The following is a 22,758-nucleotide window of genomic DNA, read 5'->3' as shown; positions in this document are numbered from 1 at the left end:
GGGAATGAAAGAGATGATAGAGTTAAAGAATGTATCAAAATCCTTTAAAAATAAAAAAGTACTAGAAAATATAAGTCTTGAAATACAAACTGGAGAATTTTTTGTTGTTATTGGTTCAAGTGGATGTGGGAAAACTACATTATTAAAAAGTATAAACAAATTACATAATATAGATAGTGGAGATATTATAATTAATGGGGAATCTGTTGCTAATTTAAATCCTTCTGATTTGCCAAAGAAAATTGGATATGTTGTTCAAGAAGGTGGTTTATTCCCGCATCTTACAATTGCAGATAATATTGCGCTTACATTAAATATAATTAATGAATCTGAGGGTAAAATATCCAAAAGAGTTGATGAAATGTTACAAATGGTAGATCTAGAGCCAGATGTTTATGGCAACTTGTATCCATCTCAATTGAGTGGTGGACAAAGGCAAAGAGTTGGAGTTGCACGTGCATTTGCAGCAGATCCAGATATTATATTAATGGATGAACCTTTCTCAGCTTTAGATCCTGTAACAAGAAATGAACTTCAAGATGAAGTGTTTAAGTTACAGAAACGTTTCAATAAAACAATAATATTTGTTACACATGATATGGATGAAGCTATAAAGCTTGCTAATAGAATATGCATAATTCAAGAGGGAACTGTAATTCAATGTGATACACCTGAAAATATTTTAAAACATCCAGCTAACAGTTATGTTGAAGACTTTGTAGGAAAAAATAAATTATGGAGTAATCCAGAGTTTGTTAAAGCTGAAGATATAATGCTTAAAAAACCATATGAAATTTCAAAAGAAAGAACTGTGGTACAAGCTATTCAGATTATGGGTAACCATAATATTGAAAGTATTCTTGTAACAGAAGAAAGTAAATTACTTGGAGTTTTATATCTTGAGGATATAATTGATAAAGAAAACTACACAGGAGCAATTGAAGAATATATTTCGAAAGAATACCCATATGCATTTACAGATACAAATTTAAGAAAGATAATAACAACATTTGATTATAATATGTCTGGAATTATTCCTGTAATTGACCATTCAAATTATGTACAAGGTTATTTAACAAAAGGTGCTCTATTGGCATCACTAAGCAGACAATTTGCACCATATGGTTCTAGAGTAGAGGAGAGTGGTATAATTGCTTAATTTTATAAATCTTTTTATGGATAAGAAAAGTGAGCTTTTACAATTATTCATTCAACATTTGAATATGACAACAATAGCAGTTTTTATATCACTTCTTATAGGAGTGCCAGTTGCTATATTAATTACAAGAAATAAACTAGCATCACAAATTGTTATAGGAATCGCTAATGTAATGCAGTCTATTCCTTGTATAGCACTTTTAGCATTTGCTGTTCCTTTTGTAGGAATTGGAAGTAAACCAGCCATTTTAATGGTTATTGTATATGCACTATTGCCTATAATAAAGAATACATATACAGGTATAGTAAGCATAGATTCAAAAACTGTTGAAGTTGCAAAGGGGCTTGGATTAACTAAATGGCAGAGATTATTTAAGATAGAAATGCCAATTGCTATGCCATTTATTATGGCAGGTATTCGTATATCAGCAGTAGCAGCAGTTGGAACAATGACTATTGCAGCTTTTGCAGGGGCTGGTGGTCTTGGATGGTTTATAAACTTAGGATTAAATTCAAGAAATCCTGGACTTGTTTTATTAGGTGCTATACCTGCATCAATTCTTGCTTTAGCTATTGATTTCATACTTGCAAGATTAGAACATGCTATTACTTCAGAAGGATTACAACCAGCTGAAAAAATAAAGAACGTTTCTAAAAAAGCTAAATTAAGAGAAAGAGCAGTTGTATTTGCTTTATGTGCAGTGCTTATATTAGTTCCTGGATTCTCTAGTTTAAGTGCAACTTTTGCTAGCTCAAATGATGATAAAATAGTTATTGGCACAAGTAATTTTACTGAAGTTATTATTCTTGGATATATGTATACAGATTTAATTGAAAGCAATACAGACCTTAAAGTCGATCAAAAGTTTAATTTAAATGGTGGAAGTTTCTGTTTTGATGCATTAAATAATGACAGTATTGATATGTTTGTTGAGTATACTGGTACAGCACTTTCAGATATGCTTCATGAACCAATAGAAAATGATCCAGATACAGTTTATAATAAGGTTAAAGATTTAATGATGGAAAGACATAACATACATGTATCTGAACCATTAGGATTTAACAATACTTATGTAATGAGTGTAAAGCCGGAGCTTGCCGAAAAATATAATTTAAAAACATTATCTGACCTTATGAAAGTTTCAGATCAGCTTAAACTTGGATGTACAGTTGAATTTGTACAAAGAGAAGACTGTCTTCCATTACTTGAAAAGACTTTTAATAGTAAGTTTAAAAGTGTAAGTGGATTGGATGCAGCAATTCGTTACGAAGCAATAGATTCTGGTGAAGTAGATGTTGTAGATGCATTCTCAACAGATGCACTTTTACCAAAGCTAGGTCTTGTACCATTAGAAGATGATGTTAAATTTTTCCCACCATATTATGCAGTAAATTTCGTAAGCCAAGAAGTATTAGATAAGCATCCAGAATTAGAATCAGTTTTAGCTAAGATGGATGGACTTCTTGATGAAGAAACAATGGCTACTTTAAATGGTAAAGTGGATATTGATGGTATGGATGCTAAAGATGTAGCGCATGACTTTCTTTTAGAAAAAGGATTACTCAAATAATAAGAAAAAGGCATAGTATAATTTGAATGAAAATTATACTATGCCTTTTAAAATAATTTATGGATTAAATTATGGAATTACTAGTATTTAAAAGTTCAGAATCAAAATTTTTATTCCAATTCTTCCTCCAAGATTTTACACATTCAACAACGATGACTACAAGCATTATCATTATTATGAATGATAATATAGTTAGTGTTGTTTTTCCATTTGGAATATAATTACCAAAGATATTTTCAATTGAGGCAGTCATTGTTGTTATAGCTATAAAGATCATAGGAAGTATTGTTATAGGTGTATATTTCTTTTTACCAATCTCTATAAGAACGGATGTACCAATAGCAAAAGCAATAGCAGCAAGTGTTTGGTTGGCTACCCCAAATAATGGCCATATTGTTGAGATATTTCCACTGTATAACAATGCACCCCAAGTAACTGACATTAAAGCACTAAAGAATATAAGATTAAACTTTGAGTCTTTATTTGCTAAAGGTTTATACATTTTTCCAAAAAGATCTTGTAATAAATATCTTCCTATTCTTGTACCTGAATCTATTGTTGTAAGGATAAACAAAGCTTCAAACATTATACAGAAATGATACCAGTAAGACATTATTGAAGATAATCCAGGAATATTGTGAAATACGTATGTCATACCAACAGCTAATGATACAGATCCACCAGGCCTTCCAGTTAATTGTTCGCCAACAAGTGTCTGAAGCATTGGTAAGTCTTTTGGAATTAGATTCAATTTATTAAATACTTCTGGTAAAGAGTTAATTGCAAAGTAATCAGAAGTTGGTAATGCAGTTGCTGCTATTAAAGCCATTAATGAGATAAAAGCTTCAAGAAGCATGGAACCATAACCTATTGGAAGAATATCTTTTTCATTTTTTATCAATTTAGGAGTAGTACCTGTGCTTATAAGTGAGTGGAAGCCAGATAATGCTCCACAGGCAATTGTAATAAATAAGAATGGAAATACCTTACCTGAAACTACAGGACCACCACCGTGTATATATTGTGTTAAAGCTGGCATTTGTAATTGAGGTCTTACTATTAATATACCTACAACTAAAATACCAATTACACCAAGTTTCATATAAGTACTTAGATAATCACGAGGTAATAGTAATAACCATACTGGTAATGCAGCAGCACAGAAGCCATATATAACTAAAATTACTGATAATTGCTTTGTATTAAGAGTTAAGAAATTTCCAAGTGCTGTGCCTTGAACTTGTGGCCAGAATATGACTGCTAGTAATATTAATACCATACCTATAATAGTTGCTTCACCTATTTTACCAGGTCTAATATATCTTAAATAAATACCTACAAATATTGCAATTGGAATAGTTGCACCTACTGTAAATGTACCCCAAGGACTATTATAAAGTGAGTTAACAACTGGTAAGCCAAGTCCTGCCATAGTAATAATAAGAATAAAAATAACAGAAATAGAAGTTATAAAACCAATTTTTTTACCAAGAGTGTGTTTTGCAATTTCAGCTATAGATTCACCATTAAATCTAACTGATGCGAATAGCATTATCATGTCATGAACTGCACCTGCTGCAACTGAACCAATTAAGATCCATAATGTACCAGGAAGATAGCCGAATTGAGCTGCCAATACAGGACCTATAAGAGGGCCTGCACCAGCTATAGCTGCAAAGTGGTGACCAAGTAGGACCCATTTGTTAGTAGGAACATAGTCCTTACCATCTTCAAATACTTCTGAAGGAACTTTTCTTGTTTCATCTAATGCAAGTACTTTTGCAGCAATGAAACAGCCATAGAGTCTGTATCCAAGTATAAGTACTAAAGCTCCTACTATTACTAAAACAATCGAATTCATATTAACATCCCCTTTTTAGTATGTAAATGTTTACTGTATCTATAATTTATCAGTACAAGCAATAAAAAAACATATTTTACAGGTGAAATACAATATTTTTAGGGTAAACATACAAAAAAATCAGGTGACTAACACTGACTTTTATAAGAGAAATTTATAATTTAAGAAAGCTTTTTAAAGGAGTATAATCAAATAGAAGAATATTAGGAAAGTTATGGATGGTGATAGTATGTTAATGCTGGATATGTTAGAAAGAATGTCACTTATAACAATATTTACATATATAATATTCCAAACTGATATTATTAAACATCTTGTTAAGGATGAGTATGATAAAAAGGATAAAATAATAATGATTGTTTTATTTACGATTTTATCTATTACAGGAACGTACTTTGGTATATATATAACAGATAACTCTCTAGCTAATAGCAGGCCAATAGGTACCATTGTAGCTGGATATTTAGGTGGCCCTGTTGTTGGGGTAACAGTTGGAATAATAAGTGGACTACATAGATATACATTAGGTGGATTTACAGCACTTGCATGTTCTATCTCAACAGTGGTTGAAGGAGCTATTGGGGCAGGCTTTAGAAGAATATTTAAAGATAAGGGGTTAAGCCCTATTATAGCAGGATTATCAGCAGTTGTTTCTGAAATAACACAAATGATTATTATTTTGATTTTTTCAGGTGATTTAGAAACAGCAATACTCCTTGAAGAGAAAATAGCGGCATCAATGATTATTATCAATTCAGTTGGAGTGTTTTTAATAGTAATGGTAGTTGACAGATCAAAAAAATTAGTTGATGGACAAGTAAAGCTTGTTAAATTGAAAGAGGAAAACAAAATTGCTGAATTGAAAGCTTTGAAAGCACAGATAGAACCGCACTTTTTATTTAACTCACTTAATGTTATAGGTGCATATTGTAGAACTGATGGTGAGAAGGCGAGAAATCTTATACTTAACCTATCTGATTATTTTAGAGGAACATTAGAAATAGAAGGAGATTTCTCAACTCTTCAAAAAGAATTGTCATTGGTCAAAGCATATGTGTCAATAGAGGAGGCTAGATTTTCAAATAGATTGAAGGTCGAATTTTTTATAGATAATACTTTATTAGATATAAAATTTCCTATACTTATAATTCAACCAATTGTAGAAAACGCAATAAAGCATGGAATATTAAAAAAGATAGAGGGGGGAACAGTGAAAGTTATAGTTAGTAATAAAGAAAATGATGTATATGTTGAAATATGTGATGATGGAATTGGATTCGAAAATGCAAATAATTCAGTATCGACAGGATTAGGATTAAAAAATGTAAGAAACAGATTAAAGTTACTGTATGGAGAAAAGTATGATATTAATATAATTAGTTCAAATAAAGGAAGCAGTGTGAGCTTTTATATTCCTAAAAACATTTAATTATAACCATATATTTATTTTTATATGCATGGGGGAAGCAGTATGAAAGTAATTGATAAATTCAAAATAGTAATAGTAGAAGATGAAACCATATCAAATTATGAACTTAAATACATAGTATCTAAAGATGAGAGATTTAATGTAGTAGCACAGGCATATGATGGAGTAAACGCATTAAAAATAATAGAAGATGAAGAGCCTGAAATTGTATTTATTGATATTAATATACCAGGAAAAGATGGATTAGAATTAGCTGAAGAAATAAAAAAGATGTTACCAGATACTATTTTAATTTTTTCAACAGCATACGATAAGTATGCAATCAAAGCATTTGAGCTTAAGGTTTATGATTATATTTTAAAACCATATGATGAAAATAGAATAAAAGATTCTTTAAATTGTGCAGCATCTACTCTTTGCGATAGGATTAATAATAATACTATTAATAATATAAATATAAAAAATATAAAGAGTATTGTAAATAAGATTCCATGTGAAAATAACGGAAGAATAATTTTGATAGATATAGATAAAATTTATTTTTGTTATTCAGAGGATGAAAAAAATTATGTAAAAACAGATAAAGATACATATTATACTTCTAAGACATTATATGAATTATTAGAGAAAACACAATTTTTTAGATGTCATAGAAGCTATATAGTTAATCTTAATAGAATAAAAGAAGTATATTCGTGGTTTAATGGGACTTATAAATTAATAATTGATGATAAAGAAAATACTGAAGTGCCTGTGAGCAGATCACATGTAAAAGAAATTAAGCAAATTTTGGGGATTTAAAATAGTTAAATTTATTAGGATATAATAAGATTCAAAGGTATGAATTTTTATTATATCCTTTATTTAGTTTAAACTAATATTTGGGTTATAATTTTGAAATTTAAGTATATGAAGACGTAAACAGAAATTTTATTTTAGAATTTTGATAGATATCATATAAATGGTTACGAAGTATAAGTTGTAAGGGATAATTAATTATGCAAGCTTGCTTAGAAAGAGGTTAAAAATGAAGATTAATGAGGAAAATTTTATTATTCAGCTACGAAGAAAAAATGAAAAAGCATTAGATTATGTTATAGATAATTACGGATGGATTATTAAATCTATTGTAAAAAAACATCTTTATAATTTACAAAGTGTTCAAGATGAATGTATTAATGATGTACTCATGGGGATATGGAATAACATTGATACATTTGATGAAAACAAAAGTGATTTTAAAAACTGGGTAGCTGGAATAGCTAAATTTAAATCTATAGATTATAAAAGAAAATATTTGAAAGGGTTAGAGTATGAAAATATAGATGATTTAAATATATCTGTATCAGATTCAACATATGAAATCTTAAAAAATGAATTAAGCTTAGAAGTAGAAGAAATGTTGAATTGCTTAAATAGAAAGGATAGAGATTTATTTTATAAATTATATGTTGAAGAAGTAGAAGTAAATAAAATCAGTGAAGAAACAGGAATGAAAAGAGATGCTATTTATAACAGAGTGTCTAGAGCTAAAAAGAAAATAAGGGATATTTTCAAAGTAAAAGAAAGCAGAGGATATTAGGATATGGAAAGAGATATATATAAGATGCTTAATGAAGCTGATATAAATATAGAAGATTATAAGAAAGAAGATTTTGATGAGTTAGAAAAGAAAAGATTAAAAAACAAGGTCAGAAAGTCTATAAATAAGAAAAGATTAAATAAAGGAAGTATAGCAGCTGCTGTAGCAGTAGCATGTGTAGTAAGTGTAGGGTTATTTGGAACTGATGCAGGAGCACAAGTTTTAGCAAAGGTAAGTGAAAGTATTGCAAGTTCAATTGGAGTAGAGAAAAATCTTGACAGTTATAATACAGTTGTAAATAAGTGTATAACTGACAATGGAATAACAATTCAGCTTAATGAAGTTATACTAGATGAATCACAAAAGCAATTAATAATATCAGATACTATAAGTTCACAAAAAGCCTTAAAAGAATATGAATCATATGATGCTGATAAAACAGTTTACATTAATAATAAGAAGGTAAAATTTGAAGGTTCAATTGGATCAAGTGGAAATCTGGATGATTATTCATCACAATCAGTAATTGAATATGATTTGACTGCATTGAAAGATGTTGATTTGACGGGAGAGCTTGATATTAAAATAGTATATTCAAAAGTTACAGTAAATTATGAAAATCCTCAAAGAGGAAAATGGGTATTTGAATTTAAGTCTAATGGAGATGCACTAAAAATAGATACAAAAGAAATAAAATTAAATAATTCATTTACGCTAGAAAATGGAGAAAAAATAATATTAGAAAAATATACATCAAATGCATTAGGACACAATATTATGTGTAAAGTTGAAAACTCTAACAAAAATGAAAGCTATGATGTTATGTTAAAAGGAACTGATGATTTAGGAAATAATGTGGAATTTTGTTTAACAAGAGGTTCAAAGGATTCTATGATACTTAGATATAACAATATTGATAGAAACTTAGATGAAAATGCTAAAGAATTAACTTTAACACCATATGCAGTAAAGTTTCCAGAAGAGAGTGGGCAGTTGAGCCATGATTTTAAAAAGGTTGGGGAAGAATTTAAAATTTCTTTAATGGATTAATGTCAAAGAATTTAGAAATATAAGAATACAGGAATACATATTTTGATATATATGCATTCCTGTATTTGTTGTATTTAAGGGGAAGGCTTAAAAATTTATAATCTTTAAAAGTCTATTGATTATAATATTTAAGTATTGGAGATTATTTAAATCAATAAAAATTAACGTTTCAATTATATTATTTTTTAAATAAAAAGTGTAAATACACATTAAAATAATATAAATTGTGTTATATTTTTGATATTATTAAAATAGAAGATTCTTATATAGAGAGGTGATAGATTTGAAAAATACATTTTATTATGAAACACTGATTGGAAAAATAACAATTTCTGATAATGGGACTCATATAACAAACTTGAATTTTGGAGAAGTTCATTTAGAAGATTCAAATATAGTAGAAACAAAATTAATCAAAGAGGCTTATAATCAGTTGAACGAATATTTTAATAAAGAAAGAGAACAATTTGAGCTGCCTTTATCACCACAGGGCACAGAATTTCAGCTTAAGGTTTGGAGTGCATTAAGAGAAATACCATATGGTGAAACTTGTAGCTATAAAGACATAGCAATAAAGGTTGGAAATGAGAAGGCATCTAGGGCAGTTGGAATGGCTAATAATAGAAATCCAATAGCTATATTTGTACCATGTCACAGGGTTATTGGAGCAAATGGAAAACTAGTTGGCTATGCTGGTGGATTAGATATAAAAGAAAAATTATTAGAAATGGAAAAATATAATGGCTAAAATTAAGTTTTTTGATTATGGAAAACTAGAAATGGATCATTTAATTTTTCACGATGTATAGATTGATATTTTATATTATAGGGCAAATATAAAATAAAGGACGTGTTATAAAGTGATTGAAGTATTAACAAAAGCTACTGTCTTTATAGCAATTATTGTTATGGGATATTTATTAAAAAGAAAGGGATTTTTTAAAGCAAGTGATTTCAGAATTATATCAAAGATTGTATTAAATATAACATTGCCTTGTGCAGTTATAAGTAATTTTAATAATCTAAAAATTGATATGTCACTGCTATTTTTGATTTTTATTGGGATTATATGTAATCTTGTTACTGTAGGTGCAGGATATCTTGTTGCATTGAAAAAGAGTGATGATGAAAAAGCATTTAATATGATAAACTTTTCTGGATATAATATAGGATGTTTTGCCATGCCATATGTTCAAAACTTTTTGGGACCAATTGGGGTTGTAGCTACTTGCTTATTTGATGCAGGAAATTCACTTCTCTGTACAGGTGGAACATATAGTATAGCCAGTGCTGTTGCCAAAACTGATGGAAAGACAACTTTAAGCAGTTTTATTAAGAAGGTATTTTCGTCAATACCATTAAATACATATATAATTATGTTAATAGTGTCATATTTTAATTTCCAAATTCCAAAACCAATTATAATGTTTACTGATACAGTTGGAGCTGGAAATGGATTTTTAGCCATGCTTATGGTTGGAGTCGGATTAGAATTAAATCTAAAAAGAAGTCAGATAGGGAAAATTGTACAAACCCTTTCTATAAGGTATGGAATATCAATTATAATGGCATTTATATTTTTTATATTCTTGCCGTTTTCATTAGAAGTGCGTCAGGTATTAGCCATAATTGTATTTGCACCTGTTTCTGCAGTATCAATCGCTTTTACTGAAAAATGTAATGGAGATGTCGGACTAGCTAGTGCAATAAATTCATCTTCAATAATTTTTAGTATTATAGTGATGACATCAATGTTACTAATAATGAATGTTTAGGAATTTAAAATATTAATAAAGATTAAAAATAAGAGTTGTAAAGAAGAATTTAAGACAAGAAGAAAATTAAATTTTAAATGAATATTTAGATTTAAAGAAAAATGTTATAATGTGAATACAAAAAATTTTATTCGGTGGGAGGTGAATTATAAAAAATATGAAAAAATTATTGTTATCAGGGGAAATGGATGTAAACTGCTATTTTATTGAAAATCAAGGGAAATGCTATATTATTGATCCAGGATATGAAAAAGAAAAAGTTATTAAATATGTTAAGGATAACAATTGGGAAGTAATGGGGGTTCTTTTAACACATGGACACAGGGATCATATAGGAGCAATAGATGCTTTTAAAGTGCCTGTATATATACATGAGAAAGAGTATGGTGTTTTAGAAGAAAATTATAAAAATGTTTTTAAAGAAAAAACATATGATTTAAAAGATATTAATATTGTAAAAATTAATGAATCAAAAATTTTTCCTATTGGAGACAAAAATATACAAGTAATATATACTCCAGGTCACACTATAGGGGGAGTATGCTATAAATTTGGCCATGATTTATATACAGGTGATACTTTATTTAAGGGAAGAGTTGGAAAATGGATTTTTCCAACCGGAGATTTAAACTTATTAAAAAAATCAATAATTAATTTAATTGAAAATCAAAATGAAAATATTAGGATTCACCCAGGCCATTATGAAAGCAGTACAATAGGTGAAGAAAAAAGAAATAATAGTTTTTATAATGAATGGAAAAGTATAAGAAAAAGTTAGGAGTTTGAAGAATATGTCAGTAAAAATGTTACACACTTGTATTAGAGTAAAGGATTTAGAAAAATCATTGGAATTTTATAAGGATGCATTGGGCTTGATAGAAACAAGAAGAATTGATTATCCAGAATACAAATTTTCTCTTGTTTATTTGTCAAATGAAGAAGGTGGATATGAAATTGAATTAACTTATAATTATGATCAAGAAGTGCCATATGAACTTGGAAATGGATTTAGTCATACTGCAATTGGTGTTCTGGATATAGAAAAAGAAAGAGAAAAACATATTGCTTTAGGATATGAAGTTACAGATTTGAAGGGACTGCCAGGAAGACCAGCTGATTATTACTTTGTTACTGATCCCGATGGATATAAGGTAGAAGTTATAAGAACTAAATAAATCACAAACAATATGATTTAATCAAATAACAAAATGTACACTAACAATGGAAAAGCTACGAGGTTGCGAGCTTGACCATTGTTTTTTTATTTTCTTTGATTAAATTGTTTTTTTGAAATACATGATTATGAAATATTACCATTAAGTTGTATAAGATAATGATAAAATTATGGTGATTAATATAAGCGATTTGGTAATTATATCAAGGATTGTATTAAATATAATATTGCCTTGTGCAGTTATAAGTAATTTTAATAATTTAAAAATTTATATGTCACTGCTATTTTTGATTCTTATTGGGATTATATGTGATTTTGTCGTGGTAAGTGCAGGAGATCTTGCTGCATTGAAAAAGAGTGATGATGAAAACGCATTTAATATGATAAACTTTTATGGATATTATGTAGAAAAAATTTAAACGATAATATATTATAATAATGTACGTACAAGATAAAAACAAGATGTATTAGAATAAGTTACTTTGTAATTTATATTAAGGTCAACATTATACAAATTTTTTCATGCAGCGTTATTAAAGAAAATGTGAATATATTTTTATAAATTTTGTTTGTAACTATATGTTTATAAACAAAGCATTACATAGAAAATTTTTGATAACGTAAACATAAAGTGCAGCTAGATTTTAATTTGTAAGTATATTTTTTTAGGTTAGTATAATTGAATTTCAGCTTATAAAGGGGGAATATATTTATGAAAATGAGAATGAAAATATTAGTGTTATTTCTAAGCAGTACATTATTTATATTAGTTTTACAGGCACTGATTTTTGAACGTAAATCGTCACAAATTATTTATGAACAATCTAAAGCTGCAACTGTTGATAAATTAAAGGGTATGCAAAGTGAAGTGTATACTTATATAAAATCTGTAGAACGTAATTTGATAAAAATTTATAATGAACAGGACTTTTTATATGATTTAGAAAGCGATAAGTCAACAGAATATCTTAGAAAAAAATACAAAGACAAAGCAACTAGATTCAATTGTGAAAAAATGCCGCTATCAACTAATGTAATGGCTATATACATATATGATGGAAACTCTAATTTAATTAGTAGCTATAGAAGGTTAAATACACCCCGTAATAATTATCCTAAAAATATTTATGAGGATGAGGGAAAATATAATTCTCAAGTACTAAAAGAATACTTATTGCAAGATAGTAGAGAGATGCTTATATCAAGTTATTATAATGAAAGTAAAAAAGAGAGTATAGTTAGATTTGCAATCAAAATATATGATAGCAGTAATAAAAAGAAAGTAATTGGATCTTTGGTTTGTGATATAACAAATAAGGATATTACATCTATTGTTAAAAAATACTGTAGCGAAAATGATATGTTCATGTGGATTCAACCTTTAGGAGATAGACCAATTATATCTATTGGAAATTTAGAAGAAAAAAGTGAAAACTATTATTATGATAACATTGAGAAAATAAACGAAGGTTCAATAGACAATGTTAATGTTTCAGTTAGAGGAAATAAAGTTATCTTTAGAGTATCTCAAGAAGAATATAATCTAGATGCATATTCAATTATTTCTCAATCATATCTTGAAGAAAATCAAAGAGTATTGACCAATTATTTAATTATTATTGTTATTTGTATGAGTATAGTAATAATAATTTTATCAATATTAGTATCTAGGGGGATAACTAAACCTTTAGAACAGCTAACGATAGCTATCAATAAGATAAAAAAAGGACATATAGATGAAAGAGCAGAGTATAACAAAAATGATGAAATTGGTATCTTATCTGAAAATTTTAATGAGATGCTTGATCAAATTGAAGAGCTTATAAGCAGTGAATATGAAGCAAAGTTATCACTTAACAAAGCTGAATATGCTGCACTTCAAGCACAGATTAATCCTCATTTTTTATATAATACATTAGATACAATGGGGAGTATTGCCAGTATACAGAATTGTGATAATGTAAGCAATATGTGTCATTCGCTTTCTAATATATTTAGATATAGTTTAGATATAAAAAATCCCTATTCTACCATTTCAAAAGAAATACTTCATTTAAAGAATTATATATTTCTTATGAATGTCAGAATGAATGGGGAAGTAGAATACTATTTTGATATTGATGATAGAGTGTTAGATTATTCTTTACCTAAAATATCTATCCAACCACTAGTCGAGAATGCGTTGAAGCACGGGCTTAAGAATAAACGTGGTGAGAAAAAAATTTATATAAGAGCACATGAATCTAATGATGTATTACAAATTATTGTTGAAGACAATGGAGTAGGTATGGATTCTGTCATGATGAACAAAAAACTAAAGGATTCAAAGAAAGATATTTTTAATGATAGTTCATCTATAGGATTAATAAATATAAATTCCAGAATGAAAATATTGTATGGGGATAGATTTGGGTTGTTTATTGAAAGTAATAAAGATAAAGGAAGCAGAATTATATTAACAACACCTAAAACTAAAATGAGGAGAGATAATGATGGACAAGATAATGTATAAGGTATTAATTGCAGATGATGAATTTTGGATAAGAGAAAAAATAAAAAATATGATTGAATGGAGTAATTATTCGTTAGAATTATTAGAGCCAGCAAAAGATGGTGAAGATGTTTTAAATAAAATAGAAGAATATAGACCAGATATATTAATTACAGATATTAATATGCCTTTTATAAATGGAGTTGAATTAGTTAGATTAATAAAAGAAAAATATCCAGATATAATAATATTTATAATATCAGGGTACAGTAATTTTAGTTATGTTAAAGATACATTAGTTGCAGGCGCTATTAATTATCTGCTAAAACCAATAACAAAGGTAGATTTAGTATCTACACTTTCAAAAGCTCTTGAGATTCTTGGAAATAGAAAGATGCAGGAGATAAAACAGGAAGAAGAAAGATTAAGTAGCTTAAAAGCATCTTCATTAATTCAAGATAGAGAGCTTAGTTTTATATTAGAAAGAGAAGACAATCAAATAGGAACAGTTATGAATATAGATGATAATACTTATTTTGCTAAATATAGCATAGTGGTTTTTGTAATTCATAATTTAGACGATCTAATACAGTACTATCATTATGATATGAATATGTTATCTTATAATGTTAAAAAGAAAATTAAGGATATTATTGGACGTGATGATGTGATTATATTTAATTATATACATTATTCTAATCAATTTATAGTGATAACAGATGTAAACCATAAGGAATTAGTTGGCTTTGCAAATAAAATAGTAGCATATTTCAAATCTATAATTAAGTCACCATTGAGTTTACTTATTACTGAACCTTCATATTCAATTGATAATTTAAATAGTGCATATAACAATATAATTTCTAAACTTATGACACGCAAATATAATAAAAAAAGTGAAATATTAATGATTAGTAAGGAGGCAGATATAAAGATAAAAGTAACTAATCATATAACTGAAGAAGATGAAAAAAATATAAAAAAATTACTTCGTATTAACAATAAAAGCTTATTAGAAAAAATAATATTAGAAAAAATAGGTCTAGCATCTTGCGATGAAAATAGCTGGACGTATTTAGAAGTTAATCAGACTATTAAGAAAATTTGTGATATAATAATGGAATTTATAAGTGAGGATTTAAAAGATAAGAATACAGAAGATATTCAAAGAAATATTGCAAAATTGAATAAGAGCATAGATTATTTGGATGAGAAAAGGCTAATTGAAATATTAGAAATTATACTTGAAGATATTGTTAATTTAAATAATGTTGTTTCAGCTGATTCAATAGTTGGATCTGTGCACAAGGCTATAAAATACATAGATGATAATTATTCAGAAGAATTATCTTTAAATACAATTGCAGATAAATATAATGTTGAGCATTCTTATTTTTCTAAAGTATTTAGGCAGGAAACTGGTGTTAATTTAATGTCATACATTGCAAAGAAACGTATGGATAAAGCTAAGGAACATATGAAAAATCCTAATATAAAATTGACGGATATAGCATTTATGGTAGGATATGATGACTATGCATATTTTAACAGAGTCTTTCGTAAAATTGAAGGAATTAGTCCAAGAGATTATAGAAATAACCCCAACACTTAGATAACGTTTTCAAAAAAGTACAAGTGATTTTTTCAAATTTGTCCTATATGGTAATGATTATTATAGTGTAAATTATAACTGTAAAGATTAACTATAAATTTAAGAGGGGTGTATTTTATGAAAATCAAAAAAATATTAGGAGTTATATTAACATCAGTTATGATGGTGAGCATGATTGCAGGATGTGGCTCTAGTCCAGAAGCAGAAAGCAGTAGTGGCCAAGGGGATGAAAAGGTTACCTTAAAAGTTTTAGCTGGGCAATCAACAACAGATGCTGGAATTGAAGATATGATCGATGAAGCGCTAGCGAAAAAATATCCTAATATAAAATTAGAATGGGAATGCGTTGGCTGGGGCGGCGATTTTCAAGCTAAGATGCAGCAATATATGCAGACTGGAATGCCAGATATAATAATAGGTAAAGCTCAGGACGTTGGAGCATATGCGCCACAAGGAATTTTTAAAGAAATTGATAGTACTTATACAGACAGACTTCTTGATGCAGCTAGTGATAACGTAACTATTGATGGAAAAACATATGGTCTAGTATATAATGCATTATATCAAGGTGTTTATTATAACAAGGATATGTTTAAGGAAAATGGATGGGAAGTACCAAAAACTCAAGATGATTTAAATAAAATAATTGAAGACTGCAAGGCAAAAGGAATAGTACCATTTGCTAGTCATATGGCAGATACATGGTCAATTGGAAATGTAACTATGCAATTTGCTATGAATGATATATTTAATAAAAATCCAAACTGGGGAGATCAGTTCAGAAAAGGAGAAGTTTCATTTACAAATAGCACAGAAATGCAAGATGTGTATAAATATAATAAATTAATTTATGATAATACATTTGATGATACATTCTCATTAGAACAAACTGAATGTGATGCAAGAATGGTTGATGGACAAGCAGCTATGAAAGTATCTGGATCATGGTCAATTCAAAACTTCCTTGATATAGATGAAGATTTTAATATGGGTATATTCCCATTTCCCAATAAAACTGGTGATTCAAAATTAATTTTTGAACCTAATATTACTATTATGACAAGCGCAGAAACTAAATATCAAGATGCTGTAAATAATGTTTTGGACATTTTAACTAGTGATAAAGATTTAGCTGTTGAAATTTATGATTTTACAAAAACAGCACCAATGCTTAAGGATGTTACACCTACATTCAAAAATCCAAGTCAAGTAGATATAGATAAATATGCAGAAGAAAATATGATTGTGGATGTTACTCTAGGAAATAACCAACTTGTTTGGAATGGTTTCCAAGAAGAAAATGCAAAAGATATATCAGCTTGGCTATTAGGCGATGAAACTTTTGAAGATGCTCTTGCTGCATCAGATTCAAGGGTTGAACGTAGCGGAGATAGTAATTAATTATAAAGTCAGATAATTTAATGTAAAGTGATCATTCTATGAGGCTGTCGCACTATTAAAAAATATGCAATGATGCAGTATGAAGTTTGTTTTTACATAATTGATATATTGTTATAGAAAATATTTTTAGTGTGATACCTCATTATATTAGGAGGACGGTGATTATATATGGAAAAGATAAGAAAAAACAGCATGGAAAAAGCCATGTTCAATCAATATTTGGTATTGGTAATTCCAGGACTTATAATTTTTACTATTGGATTAATTATTCCTATGATTATGGCATTTAGATATTCACTAACAAGTTGGGATGGAATGAGCGCAGAAAAAACTTTTGTTGGATTTCAGAACTATATAAATTTATTTAAAGATGCTGAATTTAAATCTGCATGGGTATTCACTATAAAGTTTACTTTATGGAATACTGTTATACAAAATGTCTTAGCACTTTTATTTGCAATAGCACTTGATAGTGGAATTAAAGGACAAAAAATTTATAGAACTGCATTTTTCCTACCTTGTCTTATAAGTTCAGTTGTTGTAGGGTTTATATGGCTTCGTATGTTTACAAATGTATTACCTGAAATAAATAATATATTAGGAACTAATATAGATTTTGCTTTTTTCGGTAAAAGTAGTACTGTATTAAGAGGATTATTAATAGCTAATAACTGGCAATGGATAGGATACTGGATGCTAATTTATCTTGCAGGGCTACAATCAATACCAGCAGAATTATATGAAGCAGCTAAGGTAGATGGAGCTAACCCTATAAAAAGATTCTTCAATGTTACTATTCCAATGTTAGCACCCTCAATAACTATATGTATTGTTGGAATTACAACTGGATCATTGAAAGTGTATGATTTAATGGTTTCATCTACACATGGAGGCCCAGGACATGCTTCTACATCGATCATATATAAAACTTATAACACAGCAATAAATGGAAGACAATATGGATATGGCTCTGCCATGTCAATTACAATGATAGTAGTTCTATTATTAGTAGCACTTATTCAAGTTAAAGGCCTAAGAAAGAGGGAGGTGCAGGCATAATGAAGAAGAAAAAAGATATTGAAACAAAAAGCAAGTATACTAAAAATACTTTTTATACTCAAGTTATAATGACTATTATTGCAGCAGTTTTTCTAGTGCCTGTATTTGTTATAATTAACTATTCCTTTAAGACAAAAAAAGAATTATATATGGAAAGTCCACTATCTTTGCCCAACTCATTTAATTTCGATAATTATATTAAAGCATTCAATAAGTTAGATATGGTAACAACTTTCTCGAATACATTACTATATACTGCAGTCAGTGTATTAATTTTAGCAGTCTTATGTGGAACAACAGCATGGGCAATTGCTAGATGTAAACATAAGTTTTTTAAATTCTGCTATATATACTTTATAATCGGAATTTTAATTCCATATCAAGCATTATTCTTACAAGTTTACATTATAGGACATAAATTAAATTTAATTAATACAAGGTATGGAATAATATTTATGTATGTTGCAACAGGAATTTCATTTGGTGTATTCCTTATGACAAGTTTTATGTCTACAGTGCCAATTGAGTTAGAAGAATCAGCAAGAATAGATGGATGTTCTGTATTTATGACTTATTTTAAAATAGTAATGCCATTACTTAAGCCTGCAATGGCAACTTTAATAATAATGCAGGCATTTCAAATATGGAACGATTACTTATTAGCTAGTTTATATGTAAGTGATAAGAAATTAAAAACTTTAACTGTAGCTATACAGTCTCTTTTCTCAGCTCAGACTAGTGATTACTTAACAGCTATTGCTGCAATTGTTATTTCTGTACTTCCAATCGCAATTTTATTTATTAGTCTACAAAAATATTTTATCAAAGGAATGACTGTTGGTGCAGTAAAAGGTTAATGTGGAGGTGTACTTATGAATATATCATTATTAAAAGAATATAAATTTGGAGATATGATTGCACTATATTATATAGATGAAAATTCAAAGAATGTTGAACTAGAACTTATACCAGACAACTATAAGGATAAGATAGTGAATAATAAAAAACATTCAATTGATAGTCTTGTACAATTGAAGTTAGCAGGAGATATTTATCCAGGCGGATATGCTGGTGGAAGCACAATGCGTCAAGGAGAATCAACAACAAGATTATCCTACAAGAATCAAGAATATTTTTCATTTGATGATAAAAAGGAAGTTGTTACAGTATTAGAAGACAGTAGAGGTTATATAATAAAGCATCACTTAATATGGTTTTTAAATTCACAGAGTTTAGAAACATATACTTCTATAGAAAATATGAGCAATGATGAAATATCAATAGAAATGATTTCAAGTTTTTCTTTAGGTGGAATTACTCCATTTGTTGAAAAAGATGCTTACGATACATTGAAGGTTCATAGACTAAGAAGCGTATGGAGCATGGAAGGAAGGCTAGAAACAAGAAGTGTTGAGGATTTACAATTGGAACCATGCTGGGCTGATCATGCTATAAGAGCAGAGCGCTTTGGTCAAGTTGGATCTATGCCTGTTAATCGATATTTTCCATATGTAGCAGTAGAAGATATGAAAAATGATATCTTTTGGGGAGCTCAAGTAGCTCACAATGCTTCTTGGCAGATTGAATTATATAGGAAAGATGATTGTTTGGCAGTATCAGGAGGTTTAGCTGATAGAGAGTTTGGAAGTTGGATGAAAAAGTTAAATAAAAATGAAAAATTTATAACTCCAAAAGCTATAATATCTGTTTGCAGTGGTGGAGGAATAGATAAAATTTCTCAAAGATTAACTTCTTCAATAGAAAGATTTGTAGATGAAGGCCCAGAAGTTGAACAAGATCTTCCAATTATATTTAATGAGTATTGTACAACATGGGGATGCCCTTCTCATGAAAATATAAGTAATATAGTAGAAAAAATAAAAGATAAAGGATTTACCTATTTTGTTATTGACTGTGGATGGTATAAGGAGAAGGATGTTCCTTGGGATATATCAATGGGGGATTATAATCCATCACAAGATTTATTTCCGGAAGGGCTTGAGAAAACAGTAGATATTATAAGGAAAGCTAATCTTAAACCAGGTATATGGTTCGAAATAGAGAATGTAGGAAGTGCATCAAAAGCATATAATGAAGAAGCACATTTATTAAAAAGAGATGGACGTGTATTAACAACTACAATGAGACGTTTTTGGGATATGACAGATGAATGGGTAGAAGGATATTTAACCAATAAAGTTATAGGAACTTTAAAGAAATACGAGTTTGACTATATGAAAATAGATTATAATGACACAATCGGATTGGGCTCTGATGGAGCAGAATCTCTTGGAGAAGGACTAAGAAAAAATGCAGAAGCATCAATTAAGTTTTTGGAAAAAGTAAAAGAAGAAGTACCAGGGATTATTCTTGAAAACTGTGCTTCAGGTGGACATAAATTAGAACCACTTATGATGTCTATGTGCAGTATGGCATCTTTCTCAGATGCGCATGAATGTGAAGAAATACCTATTATAGCGGCAAATCTTCATAGAGTAATTTTACCAAGACAAAGCCAAATATGGGCTGTAATACGTAATAGTGATTCTTTAAAAAGAATAGCATATTCTATAATTAATACATTCTTAGGAAGAATGTGTCTTTCAGGAGATGTACTTGATTTAGAAAAAGAAAAATGGGATTTAATTGATAGAGGTATAGCTTTTTATAAGAAAATTTCACCTATAATTAGAAATGGTTATACTTATCGTTATGGCAATGAAATCAGCAGTTACAGGAATCCAGAAGGATGGCAGGGGATATTACGTATTGGCGAAAATAAAGAAGCAGTGGCTATATATCATGTATTTAATGGTAAAGTTAAAGAAAAATTAGAAATAGAAATTCCAGAAGAATATGATTTTAGTATATGTGAAGTGTATTCTGATACTGAATGTGATATTACTTATGAAAATAATAAATTAATATATAATGCATCAGAAAATATGAAAGCAGTGGCTATATATTTAAAATAACAATATTATTTATATCCATATACATTTAATATTTATATGGATATAAATAATCAATAGGAGCTTATAATATGAAAGAAGGATTTTTAGACTTAAATAATAAATTTTTTAGTTTTATGGGAACAATAGGAGATTTAATGATTTTAAACCTCATATTTATAATTTGCTGCCTACCTATAATAACAATTGGTGCATCTATAAGTGCTATGTATAGTGTTTCTATGAAGCTTATTAAAAATGAGGGATATTTATTAAGAGGTTTTTTTGAAGCATTTAAGAAGAATTTCAAACCAGCTACAATTGTATGGATTTTGTTTGTCTTGTGCGGAATAGTATTTATAATTGATATAAAATGTTTATCTATATTTTTAGATGGACAAAATAAGCTTTATTTTAAAGTTATATTTTTTATTTTTGGAGCAGTTCAATATATGATATTTTGTTATATATTCCCTATGATTTCTAAATTCGATAATACAATCATTAATTATATAAAAAATTCTTTTTTCATGTCTATTAAACATATCTTACTAACAATAGTAATCATAGCTGTTAATATGCTTCCATTAATTTTATATTTATTTGGAGGGCATTATTTTTCTTATATTTTAATATTATATATACTATTTGGATTTTCGTTTACCTCATACATTAATTCTTATATATTTGAGAGGATATTTATAAAGTATATTCACTTAACTTAATTATATATAATCATGAATATTACTTTTTGGGAAAAACATATTATAATTAATAATATGAAACAATAATAATCTAGGAATTAATAAAGAATTAGGAGTAATATTTATGTTAGAGGATAAAAAATTATTTTTACTAGATATTGATGGAACAATTGCTATAGATGGCATTTTAATTGATGGAACCAAAAACTTTATGAATTATGTTTTAGATATAGGTGGCAAATATATTTTTATAACAAATAACTCAACTAAAAGTATAAAGGACTATGTAGAACAATTTATAGGCCTTGGTATAAAAGTAGATGAAACTAATTTTATAACTGCGTCGTATGCGACTGCTTTGTACCTACAAGAACATTATAAAGAGAAAAAGATTTTTGTAGTTGGAACAAAATCATTTATTGAAGAGTTAAAATCTTTTAATATAAATACTACAGAGGATTTAGAAGAAGATATACAATGTGCTGTTGTTGCATATGATAATGAACTTACTTACAAAAAAATAGAAAAAATATGTGAATTGCTATCAACCAAAAAAAATATCGATTATATTGCTACAAATCCTGATCTTGTATGCCCAACTAAATTTGGATTTGTTCCAGACTGTGGAGCGATTTGTAAAATGATAAAACTTGCAGTAAATAGAGAGCCAATTTTTATTGGAAAACCTAATAAAATAATAGGTGATCTTTGTATAAAGAAAAGTGGATTTACTAAAGAAGAGACCTTGGTAATTGGCGACAGGTTATATACTGATATAGCATGTGGCATAAATAGTAATATTGATACTGCACTTGTTTTAACAGGAGAAGCTAAAAAAGAAGATATTGAAACAACGATATTTAAACCTGAATATATATTTAAAAATATTAAAGAATTATATGAAAAAATTATAAATATTATTTGATAATTAGGCATA

General features: G+C 28.3%; 20 protein-coding genes. 19 read left to right on the top strand and 1 reads right to left on the bottom strand.

All coding sequences use genetic code 11. The annotated features are described in order from the left end of the window. The first annotated feature begins 13 nt into the window (after positions 1–13). On the top strand, positions 14–1,159 hold the full coding sequence (locus tag BN2920_RS19350) for an ABC transporter ATP-binding protein (RefSeq protein ID WP_058296598.1): 1,146 nt from the start codon (positions 14–16) through the stop codon (positions 1,157–1,159). A gap of 16 nt (positions 1,160–1,175) precedes the next feature. Continuing rightward, the gene (locus tag BN2920_RS19345; protein ID WP_058296966.1) at positions 1,176–2,732 is read left to right on the top strand and encodes an ABC transporter permease/substrate-binding protein; all 1,557 of its coding nucleotides are present in this window, start codon (positions 1,176–1,178) and stop codon (positions 2,730–2,732) included. A gap of 64 nt (positions 2,733–2,796) precedes the next feature. Here the strand turns inward: BN2920_RS19345 and BN2920_RS19340 are convergent, their stop codons facing one another. Further along, positions 2,797–4,593: a carbon starvation CstA family protein gene (locus BN2920_RS19340; protein ID WP_058296597.1), complete on the bottom strand. Its 1,797-nt coding sequence runs from the start codon at positions 4,591–4,593 to the stop codon at positions 2,797–2,799. 214 nt (positions 4,594–4,807) lie between these two features. On the opposite strand from BN2920_RS19340, the gene BN2920_RS19335 reads away from it, so the two are divergent. The 17 genes from BN2920_RS19335 to BN2920_RS19255 all read left to right on the top strand — a co-directional run bounded on the left by BN2920_RS19335 (position 4,808) and on the right by BN2920_RS19255 (position 22,746). Then, positions 4,808–6,022, top strand: a complete 1,215-nt coding sequence (locus BN2920_RS19335) for a LytS/YhcK type 5TM receptor domain-containing protein (RefSeq protein ID WP_242868436.1) — start codon at positions 4,808–4,810, stop codon at positions 6,020–6,022. Between the two features lie 42 nt (positions 6,023–6,064). Beyond that, complete coding sequence (locus BN2920_RS19330; protein ID WP_058296596.1) at positions 6,065–6,823, top strand: LytR/AlgR family response regulator transcription factor; 759 nt, start codon at positions 6,065–6,067, stop codon at positions 6,821–6,823. Between the two features lie 226 nt (positions 6,824–7,049). Further along, complete coding sequence (locus BN2920_RS19325; protein WP_058296595.1) at positions 7,050–7,604, top strand: sigma-70 family RNA polymerase sigma factor; 555 nt, start codon at positions 7,050–7,052, stop codon at positions 7,602–7,604. A 3-nt stretch (positions 7,605–7,607) separates the two neighbouring features. Beyond that, the gene (locus BN2920_RS19320; RefSeq protein ID WP_058296594.1) at positions 7,608–8,654 is read left to right on the top strand and encodes a DUF4179 domain-containing protein; all 1,047 of its coding nucleotides are present in this window, start codon (positions 7,608–7,610) and stop codon (positions 8,652–8,654) included. Positions 8,655–8,937: 283 nt separating this feature from the next. Next, positions 8,938–9,402, top strand: a complete 465-nt coding sequence (locus BN2920_RS19315) for a methylated-DNA--[protein]-cysteine S-methyltransferase (protein ID WP_058296593.1) — start codon at positions 8,938–8,940, stop codon at positions 9,400–9,402. A gap of 112 nt (positions 9,403–9,514) precedes the next feature. Further along, positions 9,515–10,429 (top strand): AEC family transporter, encoded by a 915-nt coding sequence (locus tag BN2920_RS19310; RefSeq protein WP_058296592.1) that lies wholly within the window; start codon positions 9,515–9,517, stop codon positions 10,427–10,429. Positions 10,430–10,586: 157 nt separating this feature from the next. Next, a complete protein-coding gene (locus BN2920_RS19305) occupies positions 10,587–11,207 on the top strand; it encodes an MBL fold metallo-hydrolase (RefSeq protein ID WP_058296591.1) in 621 nt (206 codons plus the stop codon). A gap of 13 nt (positions 11,208–11,220) precedes the next feature. Continuing rightward, positions 11,221–11,604, top strand: coding sequence for a lactoylglutathione lyase (gloA, locus tag BN2920_RS19300; protein WP_058296590.1), 384 nt, complete (start codon positions 11,221–11,223; stop codon positions 11,602–11,604). A gap of 169 nt (positions 11,605–11,773) precedes the next feature. Beyond that, positions 11,774–12,022 carry a hypothetical protein gene (locus BN2920_RS19295; protein ID WP_058296589.1) on the top strand — a complete coding sequence of 83 codons (249 nt, stop codon included), beginning with the start codon at positions 11,774–11,776 and terminating at the stop codon, positions 12,020–12,022. A gap of 293 nt (positions 12,023–12,315) precedes the next feature. Next, a complete protein-coding gene (locus BN2920_RS19290; protein ID WP_058296588.1) occupies positions 12,316–14,115 on the top strand; it encodes a sensor histidine kinase in 1,800 nt (599 codons plus the stop codon). Next, entirely contained in the window at positions 14,096–15,706 is a 1,611-nt protein-coding gene (locus BN2920_RS19285; RefSeq protein ID WP_058296587.1) for a response regulator transcription factor, read from the top strand. Before BN2920_RS19290 ends, BN2920_RS19285 begins: the two co-directional genes overlap by 20 nt. A gap of 117 nt (positions 15,707–15,823) precedes the next feature. After that, positions 15,824–17,107 (top strand): ABC transporter substrate-binding protein, encoded by a 1,284-nt coding sequence (locus tag BN2920_RS19280; RefSeq protein ID WP_058296586.1) that lies wholly within the window; start codon positions 15,824–15,826, stop codon positions 17,105–17,107. 168 nt (positions 17,108–17,275) lie between these two features. Next, complete coding sequence (locus BN2920_RS19275) at positions 17,276–18,166, top strand: carbohydrate ABC transporter permease (protein WP_058296585.1); 891 nt, start codon at positions 17,276–17,278, stop codon at positions 18,164–18,166. Beyond that, positions 18,166–19,023, top strand: coding sequence for a carbohydrate ABC transporter permease (locus BN2920_RS19270; protein WP_058296584.1), 858 nt, complete (start codon positions 18,166–18,168; stop codon positions 19,021–19,023). Before BN2920_RS19275 ends, BN2920_RS19270 begins: the two co-directional genes overlap by 1 nt. 15 nt (positions 19,024–19,038) lie before the next feature. Further along, positions 19,039–21,141 carry a glycoside hydrolase family 36 protein gene (locus BN2920_RS19265; protein WP_058296583.1) on the top strand — a complete coding sequence of 701 codons (2,103 nt, stop codon included), beginning with the start codon at positions 19,039–19,041 and terminating at the stop codon, positions 21,139–21,141. 68 nt (positions 21,142–21,209) lie between these two features. Next, on the top strand, positions 21,210–21,842 hold the full coding sequence (locus BN2920_RS19260) for a YesL family protein (protein WP_058296582.1): 633 nt from the start codon (positions 21,210–21,212) through the stop codon (positions 21,840–21,842). A gap of 103 nt (positions 21,843–21,945) precedes the next feature. Next, positions 21,946–22,746, top strand: coding sequence for an HAD-IIA family hydrolase (locus BN2920_RS19255; RefSeq protein ID WP_058296581.1), 801 nt, complete (start codon positions 21,946–21,948; stop codon positions 22,744–22,746). Positions 22,747–22,758 lie beyond the last annotated feature (12 nt).

This window comes from Clostridium neonatale (assembly GCF_001458595.1).
Classification (GTDB): domain Bacteria; phylum Bacillota; class Clostridia; order Clostridiales; family Clostridiaceae; genus Clostridium; species Clostridium neonatale.
Note: the sequence above shows the minus strand (reverse complement) of the source record. Positions and strands in the feature narration are given on the sequence as shown.

Excerpts from the sequence above, each read along its gene's own strand:
- BN2920_RS19350 (WP_058296598.1), top strand. The coding sequence starts at position 14 with ATGATAGAGTTAAAGAATGTATCAAAATCCTTTAAAAATAAAAAAGTA.
- BN2920_RS19345 (WP_058296966.1), top strand. The coding sequence starts at position 1,176 with ATGGATAAGAAAAGTGAGCTTTTACAATTATTCATTCAACATTTGAAT.
- BN2920_RS19340 (WP_058296597.1), bottom strand. The coding sequence starts at position 4,593 with ATGAATTCGATTGTTTTAGTAATAGTAGGAGCTTTAGTACTTATACTT.
- BN2920_RS19335 (WP_242868436.1), top strand. The coding sequence starts at position 4,808 with ATGGATGGTGATAGTATGTTAATGCTGGATATGTTAGAAAGAATGTCA.
- BN2920_RS19330 (WP_058296596.1), top strand. The coding sequence starts at position 6,065 with ATGAAAGTAATTGATAAATTCAAAATAGTAATAGTAGAAGATGAAACC.
- BN2920_RS19325 (WP_058296595.1), top strand. The coding sequence starts at position 7,050 with ATGAAGATTAATGAGGAAAATTTTATTATTCAGCTACGAAGAAAAAAT.
- BN2920_RS19320 (WP_058296594.1), top strand. The coding sequence starts at position 7,608 with ATGGAAAGAGATATATATAAGATGCTTAATGAAGCTGATATAAATATA.
- BN2920_RS19305 (WP_058296591.1), top strand. The coding sequence starts at position 10,587 with ATGAAAAAATTATTGTTATCAGGGGAAATGGATGTAAACTGCTATTTT.
- gloA (WP_058296590.1), top strand. The coding sequence starts at position 11,221 with ATGTCAGTAAAAATGTTACACACTTGTATTAGAGTAAAGGATTTAGAA.
- BN2920_RS19295 (WP_058296589.1), top strand. The coding sequence starts at position 11,774 with ATGGTGATTAATATAAGCGATTTGGTAATTATATCAAGGATTGTATTA.
- BN2920_RS19290 (WP_058296588.1), top strand. The coding sequence starts at position 12,316 with ATGAAAATGAGAATGAAAATATTAGTGTTATTTCTAAGCAGTACATTA.
- BN2920_RS19285 (WP_058296587.1), top strand. The coding sequence starts at position 14,096 with ATGGACAAGATAATGTATAAGGTATTAATTGCAGATGATGAATTTTGG.
- BN2920_RS19280 (WP_058296586.1), top strand. The coding sequence starts at position 15,824 with ATGAAAATCAAAAAAATATTAGGAGTTATATTAACATCAGTTATGATG.
- BN2920_RS19275 (WP_058296585.1), top strand. The coding sequence starts at position 17,276 with ATGGAAAAGATAAGAAAAAACAGCATGGAAAAAGCCATGTTCAATCAA.
- BN2920_RS19270 (WP_058296584.1), top strand. The coding sequence starts at position 18,166 with ATGAAGAAGAAAAAAGATATTGAAACAAAAAGCAAGTATACTAAAAAT.
- BN2920_RS19265 (WP_058296583.1), top strand. The coding sequence starts at position 19,039 with ATGAATATATCATTATTAAAAGAATATAAATTTGGAGATATGATTGCA.
- BN2920_RS19260 (WP_058296582.1), top strand. The coding sequence starts at position 21,210 with ATGAAAGAAGGATTTTTAGACTTAAATAATAAATTTTTTAGTTTTATG.
- BN2920_RS19255 (WP_058296581.1), top strand. The coding sequence starts at position 21,946 with ATGTTAGAGGATAAAAAATTATTTTTACTAGATATTGATGGAACAATT.